This window comes from Niallia sp. HCP3S3_B10, assembly GCF_052064465.1.
GTDB classification, from domain to species: Bacteria; Bacillota; Bacilli; order Bacillales; family Cytobacillaceae; genus Niallia; species Niallia hominis.
Genome location: NZ_JBQHVO010000026.1, coordinates 25,672 through 39,041, shown reverse-complemented (window position 1 = coordinate 39,041; position 13,370 = coordinate 25,672). Strand labels below are relative to the sequence as shown.

14 protein-coding genes, 1 pseudogene and 3 riboswitches are annotated in these 13,370 nt (G+C 36.9%); of the genes and pseudogenes, 3 read left to right on the top strand and 12 right to left on the bottom strand.

What is annotated here, in order from left to right:
- Positions 1 to 642: 642 nt before the first annotated feature.
- Positions 643 to 1,499 (bottom strand): annotated as a pseudogene (locus tag ACTNDN_RS12855) (manganese catalase family protein).
- 149 nt (positions 1,500 to 1,648) lie between these two features.
- Between ACTNDN_RS12855 and ACTNDN_RS12850 the strand changes: the two are divergent.
- Positions 1,649 to 2,197: an AAA family ATPase gene (locus ACTNDN_RS12850; RefSeq protein WP_441131298.1), complete on the top strand. Its 549-nt coding sequence runs from the start codon at positions 1,649 to 1,651 to the stop codon at positions 2,195 to 2,197.
- Positions 2,198 to 2,315: 118 nt separating this feature from the next.
- Here ACTNDN_RS12850 and ACTNDN_RS12845 read toward each other — a convergent pair whose 3' ends face one another.
- The 5 genes from ACTNDN_RS12845 to ACTNDN_RS12825 all read right to left on the bottom strand — a co-directional run bounded on the left by ACTNDN_RS12845 (position 2,316) and on the right by ACTNDN_RS12825 (position 4,644).
- A complete protein-coding gene (locus ACTNDN_RS12845; RefSeq protein WP_235247650.1) occupies positions 2,316 to 2,678 on the bottom strand; it encodes a hypothetical protein in 363 nt (120 codons plus the stop codon).
- A 16-nt stretch (positions 2,679 to 2,694) separates the two neighbouring features.
- A complete protein-coding gene (locus tag ACTNDN_RS12840) occupies positions 2,695 to 3,024 on the bottom strand; it encodes a YolD-like family protein (protein WP_031540030.1) in 330 nt (109 codons plus the stop codon).
- A 310-nt stretch (positions 3,025 to 3,334) separates the two neighbouring features.
- Positions 3,335 to 3,577, bottom strand: a complete 243-nt coding sequence (locus ACTNDN_RS12835; RefSeq protein ID WP_031540028.1) for a DUF2164 domain-containing protein — start codon at positions 3,575 to 3,577, stop codon at positions 3,335 to 3,337.
- Positions 3,578 to 3,621: 44 nt separating this feature from the next.
- Entirely contained in the window at positions 3,622 to 4,068 is a 447-nt protein-coding gene (locus tag ACTNDN_RS12830; RefSeq protein ID WP_031540026.1) for a GNAT family N-acetyltransferase, read from the bottom strand.
- An 18-nt stretch (positions 4,069 to 4,086) separates the two neighbouring features.
- Positions 4,087 to 4,644: a GNAT family N-acetyltransferase gene (locus ACTNDN_RS12825; protein ID WP_031540025.1), complete on the bottom strand. Its 558-nt coding sequence runs from the start codon at positions 4,642 to 4,644 to the stop codon at positions 4,087 to 4,089.
- 176 nt (positions 4,645 to 4,820) lie between these two features.
- On the opposite strand from ACTNDN_RS12825, the gene ACTNDN_RS12820 reads away from it, so the two are divergent.
- Entirely contained in the window at positions 4,821 to 5,867 is a 1,047-nt protein-coding gene (locus ACTNDN_RS12820; RefSeq protein WP_031540024.1) for an LLM class flavin-dependent oxidoreductase, read from the top strand.
- 17 nt (positions 5,868 to 5,884) lie between these two features.
- Here ACTNDN_RS12820 and ACTNDN_RS12815 read toward each other — a convergent pair whose 3' ends face one another.
- From ACTNDN_RS12815 to ACTNDN_RS12790, 6 genes are all read right to left on the bottom strand, one after another.
- Positions 5,885 to 6,352, bottom strand: coding sequence for a hypothetical protein (locus ACTNDN_RS12815; RefSeq protein WP_031540023.1), 468 nt, complete (start codon positions 6,350 to 6,352; stop codon positions 5,885 to 5,887).
- A gap of 167 nt (positions 6,353 to 6,519) precedes the next feature.
- Positions 6,520 to 6,705: a hypothetical protein gene (locus ACTNDN_RS12810; RefSeq protein WP_155986788.1), complete on the bottom strand. Its 186-nt coding sequence runs from the start codon at positions 6,703 to 6,705 to the stop codon at positions 6,520 to 6,522.
- Positions 6,706 to 6,775: 70 nt separating this feature from the next.
- Positions 6,776 to 6,858: riboswitch (cyclic di-GMP riboswitch) on the bottom strand.
- Between the two features lie 238 nt (positions 6,859 to 7,096).
- Positions 7,097 to 7,576, bottom strand: a complete 480-nt coding sequence (locus ACTNDN_RS12805) for a hypothetical protein (protein ID WP_031540022.1) — start codon at positions 7,574 to 7,576, stop codon at positions 7,097 to 7,099.
- Between the two features lie 64 nt (positions 7,577 to 7,640).
- Positions 7,641 to 8,381 carry an AAA family ATPase gene (locus ACTNDN_RS12800; RefSeq protein ID WP_031540020.1) on the bottom strand — a complete coding sequence of 247 codons (741 nt, stop codon included), beginning with the start codon at positions 8,379 to 8,381 and terminating at the stop codon, positions 7,641 to 7,643.
- Between the two features lie 13 nt (positions 8,382 to 8,394).
- Positions 8,395 to 9,684 (bottom strand): Y-family DNA polymerase, encoded by a 1,290-nt coding sequence (locus ACTNDN_RS12795; protein WP_441131297.1) that lies wholly within the window; start codon positions 9,682 to 9,684, stop codon positions 8,395 to 8,397.
- Positions 9,677 to 10,006, bottom strand: a complete 330-nt coding sequence (locus ACTNDN_RS12790; RefSeq protein WP_441131296.1) for a YolD-like family protein — start codon at positions 10,004 to 10,006, stop codon at positions 9,677 to 9,679. The genes ACTNDN_RS12795 and ACTNDN_RS12790 overlap by 8 nt, the downstream gene beginning before the upstream one ends.
- Before the next feature lie 230 nt (positions 10,007 to 10,236).
- Positions 10,237 to 10,345, top strand: a riboswitch (SAM riboswitch).
- A 77-nt stretch (positions 10,346 to 10,422) separates the two neighbouring features.
- A riboswitch (cobalamin riboswitch) is annotated at positions 10,423 to 10,612 on the top strand.
- Between the two features lie 219 nt (positions 10,613 to 10,831).
- Between ACTNDN_RS12790 and metE the strand changes: the two genes are divergently transcribed.
- Positions 10,832 to 13,117: a 5-methyltetrahydropteroyltriglutamate--homocysteine S-methyltransferase gene (gene metE / locus ACTNDN_RS12785; protein ID WP_284561654.1), complete on the top strand. Its 2,286-nt coding sequence runs from the start codon at positions 10,832 to 10,834 to the stop codon at positions 13,115 to 13,117.
- Positions 13,118 to 13,370 lie beyond the last annotated feature (253 nt).

Genomic DNA, 13,370 nt, shown 5'->3' with positions numbered 1-13,370 from the left:
TAATCCAATCACATTGATCATTACTCCTAACATTGCATAATTTTTCCTTTATTTTACCAGGAAACACCAAAAATATAAATAGTAATTATTTACATTTGTGATTGTTTTTAATACAGAAAATGATTCTAAAAAAGTGTTTTAGACTGTGTTTATGTTGAGGTTCCATCTGAGTTAAAGGTAATAACGACAAAGCTGTCTCTAGAGGAATGGGAAGAGTTAGTAGCATAAGCGATTTCTAAAGAAAGGAGAACATTATTTTAAATGTTTTATTTAGAATAAACTAATTCGGTTCCTGTATACGTAAAGGGAATTAGGAGTAAAAATGTTATTTTTCTATATCCAAATATACATATAGTGCATAAGATAAAGAGGATGGACAACCAATATTTTTGCCAGCTAGGAACACAAAAGCTCTGCTCATTTTAACTTGAGTAGAGCGCTTTGTTTATATACACGAGGGAAAGGAATCTAATAATCCATTCGTTTCTAGTGGATGTGCATAGATGAATATTGGGATTATCAGGAATATAATCTGTCTTTAACATGCAAATTTTTCCGATACATAAATTTGACACAAGAAAAGGGGATATAAAAATAAAATGGGAGAGGCTAAAAACTTCATCCCATTTTTTATCTAAGTAATTAATTATTTAAATCAGCAAGTCCAGATGCATGCTCATTTGGCATATCTGGTAGCTCTGGAACAGGGTGTCCTTGTGGTGGTGGCACAACATTTAAATCTCCATTATTTCTGCTTGGTGTTGTTCCTTGGAAGATTTCACCCATTCTTGTATTATCAAGGCGGAAATTAAATTGTGCGTTATGGAAGCCCATTTCTACGTATTTTCGACATTCTGGGTACTTATTAATATCATAGTTTGGAACAGGGAGGATTTTACCCCAATCTACTCCTAATGTCTCTAATGCTTTAGCAAAGGCGTTTTGATGGGCGTTATCACGGACGATTAAAAAAGCAATTGTTTCTCTTAGTGTTTTATTGCTGCTCATTTCATAGATTCTTGATTTTTGCAGAACGCCAGTTGATTCCAAAACAAGATTATTCAACAGATTTGCAACGAGATTACCGTGATCATACACCCAAGAGCCATTCCATGGATTGCCACCTGCATCAACAGGAAGAGATGCTTTAGCACCTATAATATAATGATGAGGATTTGCACCAGCTTTTATTACATCATCTAAAGGAGCTCCGTCGCTGGCTAGATTACCTGGCATGCTTTCACCTGAGTCATTCAGTAGCTGATTGATGGTAGTCTGAACGAGTTCTATATGGCTGAGCTCTTCCAAAAAAACGCCGCGAATTAAATCACGATATTCTTTGCCTTTCCACGGAAGTTAGCACTTTGAAAAGAGAACTGCATCATTGTTCTCATTTCTCCAAATTGGCCACCTAATGCTTCTTGCAATACTTTTGCTGCATTAGGATCTGGCTTGTCAGGGACAATCATATTGATTAAATCTTCTCGATAAAAATACATGAATCATCGAACTCCTTTTTTTAAAATCACACATCCTTTTTATCCTTCCAAAAGAGGAAGGAGATATACATAAAATAGATTTTTTGATGGGAAAAGGTATTTGTTTTTTGTAGAATGAAGGTAACTGCTATTTTGTGGAGGGGAAAAGGATGAAAAGGTTAGTCATCATGACAGTTGGCATGACGCATAGCGGAAAAACAACATTTGCAAAAGCGTTAGAAAAAAAGCTTGAGAATGTGGTTGTTGTTGACCAAGATAACCACAGTGAATTTTTACAGACCCATTATGAAAAACTGGTGCCAAAGAATGGGGCTAATCATATAAAGCATGCACTGACAAAAATGGTTGTTGATTATGCAGTTAACCACTCGGATTGTCATCTTATTTTGTGCAATGCCAATCGTAATCAAGAAAGTCGCAAGGAATTGCTTTCCTACTATAAAGAACATAATTTTACTTCTGTTCTTGTCCATTTTAATCTTCCGATAAGTCTATTAAAAGAGCGAATTGCTAAAAACAACCGAGATACACTTCGTTTAAGAACTGCTTCCTCTTATGATGAGGTGCTTGCTCGTCAGGATAAGCAAACAGGTATGGAGGTACTCGATCCAATAGCAGGAGAAGCAGATTATTTATTTACGGTGAAGGAAGAAGGGGATGTGCTAACTGTTATGGAAATGATTAATAAGCTTACATAACATTTCAGCAATAGTAAAAGAGTATGGATAAGGGATAAAGCAATGTTTTCCTACTTGTAGGATTGCATTGCTTTTTTGCTTGGTGAGGGATTTTGTTGCGTTTGAAGATCCTTATTATTTAACCAGCATTTTCCTTAAACAAATAGTAGCATAATAGCTTTTCCGTATTTGCTTTTAATACTGCATTAGTATAACGACGGACTTCATGATAGTTGGCCACATAATAATGATATTCGGTAAAGCTTTTATCTGTATTTCCCTTTACCAGTTTCATGTTATTTTTATACAATTTCTCCTTGAATCCTTTTAAATCGGCTTGGACTTTTAACATTGTATTTTCTATAAGGTTTATATAGACTTGGTTTAACTTAAAGGGAGTTGTTTTTGCTTGCTGGTAATCTCTTTCTAAAACAGCTAGTAAGAGAGGTAAATAAATGAGATGCTCCAGTATTTTTATTTCTTCCTTTGATAGTCTATTCATGATGTCTTCCTCTAAATTATCGACGTTCCACATCGATTAGCATATGAAACGGAATGTAGTGAATGGTATTGTTTTCATCCTCGATTCGAAGCTCTTTTTTTATGTAGTCAATAAAAACTGTTCTTCCAATCAGTATTTCGATAAAACCCTGTTTGAATAAGGAGAATTTTAGGGATAAATGGTACTCCATTCCTTCGTGAATCAGTAAATCGATGTCATTTAGCTTTTCTTGATCTAATTCTGGTTTTTTCACCTTTTTCTCATTTAATAGTTCTTCTTTCACAGCAGCAACATGTTCTGGCAGCATCATCGCCACCCATTTTTTTGTTCCACGGTCTTTAATCATGAAAAACACACTCCTTCTATACTCCATATAATAACAGAACGTTTGTTCTTTTTAAAGGTTTTTCAGAACATTTGTTCGTTTATAATATATGCCAAATAAATAAATTTATGTAAGAAAAAAGCATGAAACCAATAAGAAGTATATTTCGTGTAAGGAGACGGAAAAAAGGGAGGGCAGCTTCATAGTATCCTAACGCCGCCTTTTGGAAATGGTGGGATGGCTTTAACGATGGAATTAATTTTTGAAAAAGAACAAAAAGAAGGGGAGAGCTTACTCTCACCCTTGGATTGAAGTAGAAGATAGAGAGCTCTTATTTAAGCGGTCTTTCTAGTGTTAATAGCTCGTCTTCAAGAGCGCTAGTTCTTTCTTCGACTATTTTTCTTGCGTCTTTAACCCCAGCATTATAAAAATGGGGAGCAAGGGATTCCTTCACGAAGTCTAACACTCTTTCAGCAGCGAATTCGGAGATGTCTTCCTCTCTTTCTTCAGAAAAGAAGAATTGAATATCGGCAATCATATCATCTTGTTGTTTTTTTGTCAGTTTATAAAACAATCGTATCCCATCCTTTTTTGTTATGTCTAATAGTATTGGAGCATCTAATCTAAGACTTTTGCAAAGCATATAGCTTCTGGTATATGCTCATATTTCCCATAATTTTCTATTTTGCTATAGCCATTTTTCTGATAGAATGCAACAGCATTTCTGTTTTTTACTCTTGTTTCCAACCAGATTTTTTTGTAGCCGGATTTTTTGGCTAATGCTTCTAAATGCAGAAGGATCGTTTTTCCAATTTGTTGACCAGGATATTTCGCATACATCCTTTTTATTTCGGCAATGTCAGGAGTGAGTGGGCGAAAGGAACCGCAACCAACAGGCATTCCTTTTTCATACGCAACAACGAATTTCGCGTTTGGTTTCGTCAAATCAACTAATTGAATTGAATTTTGCCCACTGCTTCCTGTTAGAAATTCAAGGGTTGAGGATAATTCCTCCATGAGCATTTTTGCATCCTCTGAAAAGGGGCTGACTTCCATGATTTTCATTTTATCCCTCCAAGCAAATCAGCTATGATTTCTTGCCCATTCTTCGCGTAACAGCCCATAGATAACATGGTCTACATAATGATCATAAAGCCATTCGGCTTGTCTAATCGTACCTTCTTCTGTGAATTTTAGTCTTTCTGGCAGGGCTCTGCTTTTCTTGTTCCCGGTTGCTGCGGCAATTTCGATGCGATTAAGATCTAATTCTGTAAAGCCATATGTAATGAATGCTTCGCATGCTTTTGTCATAATTCCCTTTCCTTGATATTCTTCTCCTAACCAATAGCCGATTTTCCCAATTCTGCTTGTACGGTTAATCTCATTGTAGCCAATCGTTCCAGCAATTTTTCCCTTATAAGAAATAGCTACTGATTTTGGATAGCCACCTGTTTCCACCATTCCTTGCAATCTTCCACGAATATTTTCTTTCGTATCTTCTACTGTGTTCGTATAATCGAGCCAGCCAAGCCACTCTTTTAAATAGGCTTTATTTTTAATCGTTAATTGAAAAAATTCTTCCGCATCGTCTAAACGAAACACTCTTAATGCTAAATCTTTATCGATTGTATGCTGAAACATCGTATCCCTCCAGTTAAATGATGTATGTTTCCCTTATTGTAAGGGAAAGGAGCAGGAAGTTCATTACTTTTTTATCAGTAGCACACAATAGTTGTAATTCGAGACATCTCCTGTTTTAATTAGAGAAGTAGTACCTAGTTTGATTTTTTGCTTTTGATTAAGGGGGATATACAATAGTGGAGATAGGAATAAGTACATTTGTGGAAACGACACCAGACCCTCATTCAGGGAAGGTCGTTAGTCATGCAGAACGAATTCGTCAAGTAGTAGAGGAAATAATTTTAGCAGATAAAGTGGGATTAGATGTCTTTGGAGTAGGGGAGCATCATCGAAAGGATTACGCGGCATCAGCACCTGCGCTGATTTTAGCAGCGGCAGCTACACAAACAAGCCGGATCCGCTTAACAAGTGCAGTTAGCGTTCTTTCCTCTGATGATCCAGTTCGAGTATTTCAAGATTTTGCAACATTGGACGGACTCTCAAATGGACGTGCCGAAATTATGGCAGGTCGCGGCTCCTTTATCGAATCATTTCCGCTCTTTGGCTATGATTTAAATGATTATAATGAATTATTTGATGAAAAATTAGATTTGCTTTTAAAATTACAGGCATCTGAAAAAGTGACATGGAGTGGAAAGCATCGTCCAAGTATTAATAATCTTGGGGTTTATCCTCGGCCAGTACAGGATCCATTGCCGATTTGGATTGGAAGTGGTGGGAACAGTGAGTCCGTTGTCCGTGCCGGTATCCTTGGTTTACCATTAGTGTTAGCGATTATTGGAGGGAATCCAGCGCAGTTTGCTCCACTTGTTGACCTTTATTACCGTGCAGGAGAGCATGTCGGCCACGATCCGAAGAAATTAACGGTTGCTTCTCATTCCCATGGATTTGTTGGAGAGACAACAGAAAGTGCTGCAGATGCGTTCTTCCCATCCACACAATATGCCATGAATGTTCTTGGAAAAGAAAGAGGATGGGGAGCCTATACAAGAGAGACTTTTGATGCAGCGCGGAGTGAAAACGGTGCACTGTATGTAGGAGATCCGCGCACGGTCGCAGACAAGATTATTGCTCTTCGCAAAAATGTAGGCATTACTCGGTTTATGCTCCACGTTCCCGTTGGCAGCATGCCCCATGATCAAGTGCTTAGAGCAATTGAATTGCTTGGAACAGAAGTAGCTCCACTTGTCCGTAAAGAAGTTGCTGAATGGGAAGCCAGATAAAGATTAGGGAATGCTTCTTAGTGAGCATTCTCTATATTTTTATCTGATACAATAAATTTTTGAAACCAGTAATTAAGAAAAGACAGGCCATATGAAATAAAGAATAAATGAATAGAGGTGAATTTCTTTAATTTATAAAAGCCTACTTTTTGAAAAAATGTATTTAATGGAAAAGCAAAAATAAGATCCATTATGAAGTTTATTAGTGTGTATAGTAGAAACTTCTTATGTGTTAAATGAAATATCCAAATATTAATCGCTACAAAAGGGCCGAATATAAATCCCAATGCATCTGCGACTAAAGAATTTAATCCGCCTTTTACTTTCCACCATTTAAAGATAAGCGATAAAAGCGTCTCGATTAAAAGAATAGACGCAGAGAAAAAAGTAACAGGAAGAAACTTTTTGATAATCGATTTCGGAAGAAACAATAAGCTTCCCCAACTAATTAGAACCATGCATATTCGTAAAAAGACAATCGACATAGGCTGTCATCTCCATTTTAAAAGTTTTTCATTAAAAATGAAATCGCTTTTATTTTCCGTGAATTTTTTGAGATTATCCTAAAAATGTATTCGAAGCGGAATGAGTATAGAAATTGTTTATGTAGTTGAGTTTTCTGCGAAGAGGGGAAAAAGGAAAAAATCCATCATTAATTAATGATGGACTGGCAGTAAGGACAGGTGATATCTGTAAGCTGCTTGAATTCAATTCGCTTAAAGTCTGATTTTTTAAAGGTAGAATACGATTTGTATTTCGAACCACACATACAGTAATTCTTGTCCTTTACAACATGTCTAATACACGGCTTTTCAGTTACAACGGTTGGATAAAACATAACATTCCTCTTTTCTAATTTTATAAGGCAAATTAGACAGGAAGATTTTTCAACAAGATATATGTATAATCTTGGCAACCCGGCTACCATAGCAATTGCGTTAGGCCCGTGGCTTTGCGTCTTTTACTTTCGTAAAATTTGCCCAAATTTAATTTTACCACTTTATTCGGTTAATTCAAGGTATAAAGTCGTATTTTTTTATTACTTTATAAAAAAATATGAGTTGATAGTCCTGATTTCCGTTCGGAATAGTGAAGTCAATAGGTATAAGGGCTGTTTTAATCGGTGTATAGAATAAAACGTTTCATCATTTTAAGTCAAAATGTAGAAGAAAGAAAAGAGGGAGTTGCTAAAGGAGTATTCGTTATGATCTCAAGAAGCAACAGAATAATCATTCCGTCGCCGAACGGGATTTCTTCTCCAGTTTGGTTACTAGCTTATAATATTTTATTAAAATAAATAGTAAAATGGGATTGATGCAAAAGGAGTAGGAGATTTTCCACCAGCCATAATGAAAATATCCCCATGGTGATGGTAATAAAGTGAACCATTCATATCCTACAATGATAAGATTCCACATGAAAATAAATAAAATTTTATATAGAATCTTTTTCTTCATCGGATAAAGATTTAGGAAAATAATATTTACAGGTGGTACCAATAGTAAAATATGAATGATTGATTCCCAATCCACCTCTGATTTACTGAAGTACCAGTAGGCATGGTATCCTACATCAATATATAAATCAAACAGCAGTTGAAAAGCGATAGTAAATATCCATATATGTAAAATTTGATTATGCGTTAATTTTTTATTCGTTATATAGGCAATAAAATTAAAGATAAAGACAGAGAGTAATAATCCAATCATAATAATCTCCTTAAGTAATCAGATAGTTATACTATTTACTGATTAAGAGGAGAATATCCAATTTTTACATACCCTCTATTTCTTCCTCCAATATATCTCGCAGCATTTTCTCTCGATATTGTAAAAAGTATTTGGTAATTTGATAATGCTCTGTATTTTCGTATTCGACTTCCTCCATTTGGTCGCCATCAAAGCTAAGAATTGTCGCATTCGGATAGCCTAATAAAATCGGAGAATGAGTCGCAATAATAAATTGGCATTCTTCGGTCTCTGCTAAATCATGGAGGATGCGGAGAAAGCTTAATTGCCGTTGTGGTGATAGCGCAGCTTCCGGCTCATCTAATAAATAAATCGCTTCTCCTTTAAAACGGTGAAGAAAGAGAGATAGGAAGGATTCGCCATGGGACTGCTGTAATAATGATTTTCCGCCATAACTCGCATATTTATTCGCACTTTCTAGTTGATCAATATGTGTAGCAAATTCATAAAAGGATTCCGCCCGCAGAAAAAATCCGTTCGTAAGCTTAGTAGGAGACCATGATAACTGTAGATATTCTCCCAAATCGGATTGGGAAGAATGAACATCATAGCTGTTATTTCTGCCACCGCCTGCTGTATTAAATTGGCATTGATAGGCAATAGCTTCAAGCAAGGTAGACTTTCCAGAGCCATTTTCCCCAACAAAAAACGTCACCTTCTTTTTAAAATCAAGGGAGCTAAAATGGCGGAGTGCAGGGATTATAAAGGGATAAGTATTTTTGGAAGGAATGCTTTCCTCTTTTAATCGAATTTGTTTTAACATCAATCCACCTCATTTCTTATTTTTTATGTCCACCAAGTAAATTAGCGCGCTTTAGGGCTGTACCCCCAGAGGTGTAGGAAACAGCACGCAAGATGGCGGTCGAGCCATAGCGATTTCGAATCGTATCGACAACATAGCCAAGCTTCCTTTTTTTCCACCCGCCTGTGTCAAATAAATCTAATTGCATTTCATAATCATTCTCTAATTTTGTAATAGAAACAGAAATTTGTCTAACCGTTTGTCCCCGGTAGTTTTCGTGAAATAATTCAAGGCAGACCTGATAAATAATCATCGTTACATTTGTTGGGTTTTCGATTGTTCGAGATCGTTGAAAACCACCGCCAAATTCATCTTTGCTGTAAGAAATTCCTAAAGTGATGGTTCTTCCTGCATGATGATTGCTTCTGGCTCTTTTTGCTACATCCTCACACATTTCAAGGAGAACGGATTTTATTTCGTGGATTTCTTTATAATCTCGCAGCAATATCTGGCTTTTCCCGTAGCTAATTTGTCCTTGCATAATGGGTGCACCAATTTCCGATAAATCAATTCCCCAGGCATGGTGGTAAAGCTGATTCCCCATAATCCCAAATTTCTTCTCAAGTAAGGTTAAATCATAGCGTGCTAACTGGCCAACCGAAAATATCCCCATATTGTTTAACGTTTTTTCTGTTCGTTTTCCAATTCCCCACATATCGCGCAGCGGGGAAATAGGCCATAATTTATGGGGAATGTCCTCATAAGACCATGTGCTTATACCACCATCTACTTTTTTCGCTTCTAAATCAAGACAAAGCTTTGCCATGAGCATATTGGGTCCGATGCCAATTGTCGAAGGCAGCCCAAACTCGCGCATAATATCGCCTTTCATTTTCTGAGCTATTTCCATTGGTGTGCCAAAGGTTTTTCCCATTCCACTTACATCAAGAAAGCTTTCATCGACAGAATAGGTATGGACAGCAGAGGGGGGCACATATCGGAAAAATAATTTCGTTATCTCGGTCGATACTCGAATGAATAGTCCCATTTTCGGATTTCGCACGATAATTCTTGGATCATCTGGTAGTTCAAAAAGTCTTGAGCCTGTTTTTATGCGAAAGTCTTTCTTCATGGCAGGAGATGCCGCTAAGACGACACTGCCCTTTTGGTCGGTATTGCCAACAACCACAAGATGGCAGGTGAGAGGATCTAATCCTTCTGTGACAGCAATAATGCTCGCATAAAAGCTTTTCATATCTACACAAAGAATGGATCTATTTGGAAATTGCGTATAATCAAACACGGTAATGCTCCTTTTATTAATCATTTTGTATGTTTACCAAGCTGGGAAAAGGAATGGAGTGCGTATGATTATTCGTATCGAGAATACGAAGCTCTCGGTTTAGATGGTCTATAGAAGTTGTTTTTCCAGATAAACATCTGATAGCTCCATCATGAAAAATCTCAAAGTGAAGCAAAAGAATATATTCGATTCCTTCAAGTAACAGTAACTCCATTTCGCGTATTTTATCTTCTTCTAAAATAGGCATTTTTATTTTTTGTGATTCCACTAAAATCTCTTTTATACTTTGAACATGTTCAGGCATCATCATCGCTGACCATTTAATTGTGCCTCGATCGCGCAGCATCTAAATCATCTCCTTACTTTTTTATCATAACAGAACAAGTGTTCGTAATCAAGAAGGGCTGGAAAGAAATCTATTATGTAAAAATAGGAAAAGGCATGTAAAAGGGAATAATCTTGAAAATTTTACGTATCCAAAAGAAATAAAAAATTATATACAGTATGTAAAACAAGAATTGACAATGAGAAATTACCGTGCTAATATTTTGTTAATTCGAAAAAGTACATAAAAAACTCTTATGTAGAGAGGTGGAGGGACTGGCCCGTTGATACCTCAGCAACCATTCTTTTTTAAGAAAAGGTGCTAATTCCAGCAAAGCGATGATGCTTTGAAAGATAAGAGGGGGATAAAGATACACGACGAAACCTCTCTTTTTTATAAAGGGAGGTTTTTATTTTTTATTATAGAAATGAACTGAAAATTAAATAGCGCAAATAGGTGCTTATGAATTCCCATTCATGGCTTAAAAGGGAAGACCGGTTAGAATCCGGCGCGGTCCCGCCACTGTAAGGAGGAACAAATTCTCATATCCACTGTCTTAACTAGATGGGAAGGAGAGAAGGAGTGATGATCCTAAGTCAGGAGACCTGCCTATTTGTAAGTAAGCTACTCTACGTGGATATAGAGGAGGGAGAATATGTGTTGGGAGAAGAATTGTCTCAACTCTAGTTAGTGCTGAACTTAAATGAGAAATCTCATAAGAGTCTGACTCCACTGTTTATCTAGGAAGCAAGAAAGTAGAGAGCTTCTATATAGATATGTGGACGTCCGGCTCTTTTTTTGACTAACTTTTGCTAGAGATAAAAAAATCGGAAATGGGGAAACAGCATGTATAAAAGTTCTAATTTAGGCTATCCAAGAATTGGAGAGAAACGAGAATGGAAAAGAGCATTGGAGCGTTATTGGAAGGGGGAGAGTTCGGAAGAAGAGCTGCTGGAAGAAACGAAAAAGCTTCGATTAAAAAACATACAAAAGCAAAAGCTTCAAGGAATTGATTTAATTCCTGTCGGTGATTTTAGTCTCTACGATCATGTATTAGATACGGCTGCGATGTTTGGGCAAGTGCCAGCTAGATTTGCTTATAATGGGGGGAAGGTTCCCTTGCAAACTTATTTTCAGATTGCTAGAGGAAATAAGTTTGCAGTAGCATCAGCCATGAAAAAATGGTTCAATACAAACTATCATTATATGGTGCCAGAGCTGGGAGAAAGAAAGCCACTATTAACAGAGAATCGCCCACTGGCATTTTTCCGGGAAGCAAAGGAAGCATTAGGAATCGAGGGAAAACCGGTATTGTTAGGACCACTGACCTTTATAAAATTAGCAAAAGGCTATGAAGAAGATAAGCTAGAAGAAACAGTGGAATCTTATCTCCCTTTATATGCACAAATTTTAACAGAGCTAGAAAGAGAGGGAGTGGAATGGCTTCAAATAGATGAACCATATTTAGTTACAGATGTCACACCAAGAGAATGGAACATTACACAGCAAATCTATCAAACATTGCAAAAGGCGGCCCCAAAATTAAAAGTGATTCTTCAAACCTATTTTGACGCTGTGACAGATTATAAAACGATTATTTCGTTACCTGTCGCAGGAATTGGTTTAGATTTTGTTCACGATGACGGAGAGAATTTAGCATCTATTCAGCAATATGGATTTCCAAAAGAGAAAGTCCTTGCTGCAGGTATTATTGATGGCAGAAATGTGTGGAGAGCTAATTTGGAAGAAAAGGGAGAGCTGCTTGCAGAAATACAGAAGGCTATCGGAAGTGACAAGATAATCATCCAGCCGTCATCAAGCTTGCTTCATGTACCAGTAACGGTGAAGGAAGAGCAAATAGATTTGATTTTAAAAGAGGCACTTTCCTTTGCAGATGAAAAATTACAAGAAATAAATACGTTAACAGAGGGAGCCAGAAAAGGAAAAGCAGTCATTCGAGCTCAAATCGATAAAAGTAAAGAAGCGATTATTAGATTGAACTCGTCCAGTGCAAGAAATAATCAAGTTCTTCAAGAAGAATTAAAAAGGGCTGCTGGCAAACCAGAAAGAAGCGATAATGCAAAAATAAGACAGCAAGCACAACAAGAAGCTTTCAAACTTCCAATTCTTCCGACAACGACAATCGGAAGTTTTCCACAGACGAAGGAAGTGCGGAAGGAGCGGTTAAAATGGCGAAAAGGAGAAATAACCAATGAAGAGTATGAGACTTTTATTCAAGCAGAAATTAAAAAATGGATAGAGATACAAGAGGATTTAGAGTTAGAAGTATTTGTTCATGGAGAATTTGAACGGACAGATATGGTGGAGTATTTTGGTGAGAAGCTAGCCGGCTTTCAGTTTACTAGGTTTGCTTGGGTTCAATCCTATGGTTCTCGTTGTGTGAAGCCACCCATTATTTATGGTGATGTCGCATATGAGAATCCAATGACCGTGAAAGAAACGGTCTATGCGCAAAGTCTGACGACTAAACCTGTAAAAGGAATGCTGACAGGGCCAATCACCATTTTGAACTGGTCATTTGTAAGAGATGATATTTCAAGAGCAGAAGTAGCGAAGCAAATCGCTTTCAGTCTCAAGAAAGAAGTGGAGGAGCTTGAGAGAAACAATATTCGTATGATTCAAGTAGATGAACCAGCTCTTCGGGAAGGACTGCCACTAAAAAAAGAAAAATGGAAGAAATATTTAGATGCAGCTGTCTACTCTTTTAAACTTGCAACAACGTCTGTGGAAAGAGAAACGCAAATTCATACACATATGTGCTACTCGAATTTTGAGGACATTATTGATGCCATTGATGCACTCGATGTCGATGTGATTTCTATCGAAACATCCAGAAGTCACGGGGAATTTATTCAAACATTTGCAAAGAAAACATACGAAAAAGGAATTGGACTTGGCGTATATGATATACATAGTCCAAGAGTGCCAACAAAAGAAGAAATTACCGAAAACATCGAAAACGCTCTAGCTGTTCTTGATCCACGCTTATTCTGGATTAATCCGGATTGTGGCTTGAAGACAAGGAATGAAGAGGAAACAATCGGTGCACTAGAAGTAATGGTAGAGGCAGCAAAGGGAATGAGAGAAAAGCTATTAGTGCAAAACCAGTGATAGATATAAAAACTTGTAACTTTTTATTTGTTGCAAGTTTTTTGTATTAGGCGCTGTTATTATTCATTGTGATTTTTTAGTAGCAGGAGAACGAATAAGCGGAGAATTTCCGACTAATGTATAGAGAAGGAGCCTAAATAGCGGATATAAAAGTAATGTTAGAATTTTCTCTGGACAAATTTGTCTAAGCTTTGCCACAAAGTTTTTAACAAAAAGCTGAATAAAATGGCCATTTCATGTATAATGTTAGTGG

Excerpts from the sequence above, each read along its gene's own strand:
- ACTNDN_RS12795 (WP_441131297.1), bottom strand. The coding sequence starts at position 9,684 with ATGATTAATAAAAGGAGCATTACCGTGTTTGATTATACGCAATTTCCA.
- ACTNDN_RS12845 (WP_235247650.1), bottom strand. The coding sequence starts at position 2,678 with ATGAATAGACTATCAAAGGAAGAAATAAAAATACTGGAGCATCTCATT.
- ACTNDN_RS12825 (WP_031540025.1), bottom strand. The coding sequence starts at position 4,644 with ATGTTTCAGCATACAATCGATAAAGATTTAGCATTAAGAGTGTTTCGT.
- metE (WP_284561654.1), top strand. The coding sequence starts at position 10,832 with ATGTATAAAAGTTCTAATTTAGGCTATCCAAGAATTGGAGAGAAACGA.
- ACTNDN_RS12805 (WP_031540022.1), bottom strand. The coding sequence starts at position 7,576 with ATGATTGGATTATTACTCTCTGTCTTTATCTTTAATTTTATTGCCTAT.
- ACTNDN_RS12830 (WP_031540026.1), bottom strand. The coding sequence starts at position 4,068 with ATGAAAATCATGGAAGTCAGCCCCTTTTCAGAGGATGCAAAAATGCTC.
- ACTNDN_RS12790 (WP_441131296.1), bottom strand. The coding sequence starts at position 10,006 with ATGCTGCGCGATCGAGGCACAATTAAATGGTCAGCGATGATGATGCCT.
- ACTNDN_RS12840 (WP_031540030.1), bottom strand. The coding sequence starts at position 3,024 with ATGATTAAAGACCGTGGAACAAAAAAATGGGTGGCGATGATGCTGCCA.
- ACTNDN_RS12810 (WP_155986788.1), bottom strand. The coding sequence starts at position 6,705 with ATGTTTTATCCAACCGTTGTAACTGAAAAGCCGTGTATTAGACATGTT.
- ACTNDN_RS12850 (WP_441131298.1), top strand. The coding sequence starts at position 1,649 with ATGAAAAGGTTAGTCATCATGACAGTTGGCATGACGCATAGCGGAAAA.
- ACTNDN_RS12815 (WP_031540023.1), bottom strand. The coding sequence starts at position 6,352 with ATGTCGATTGTCTTTTTACGAATATGCATGGTTCTAATTAGTTGGGGA.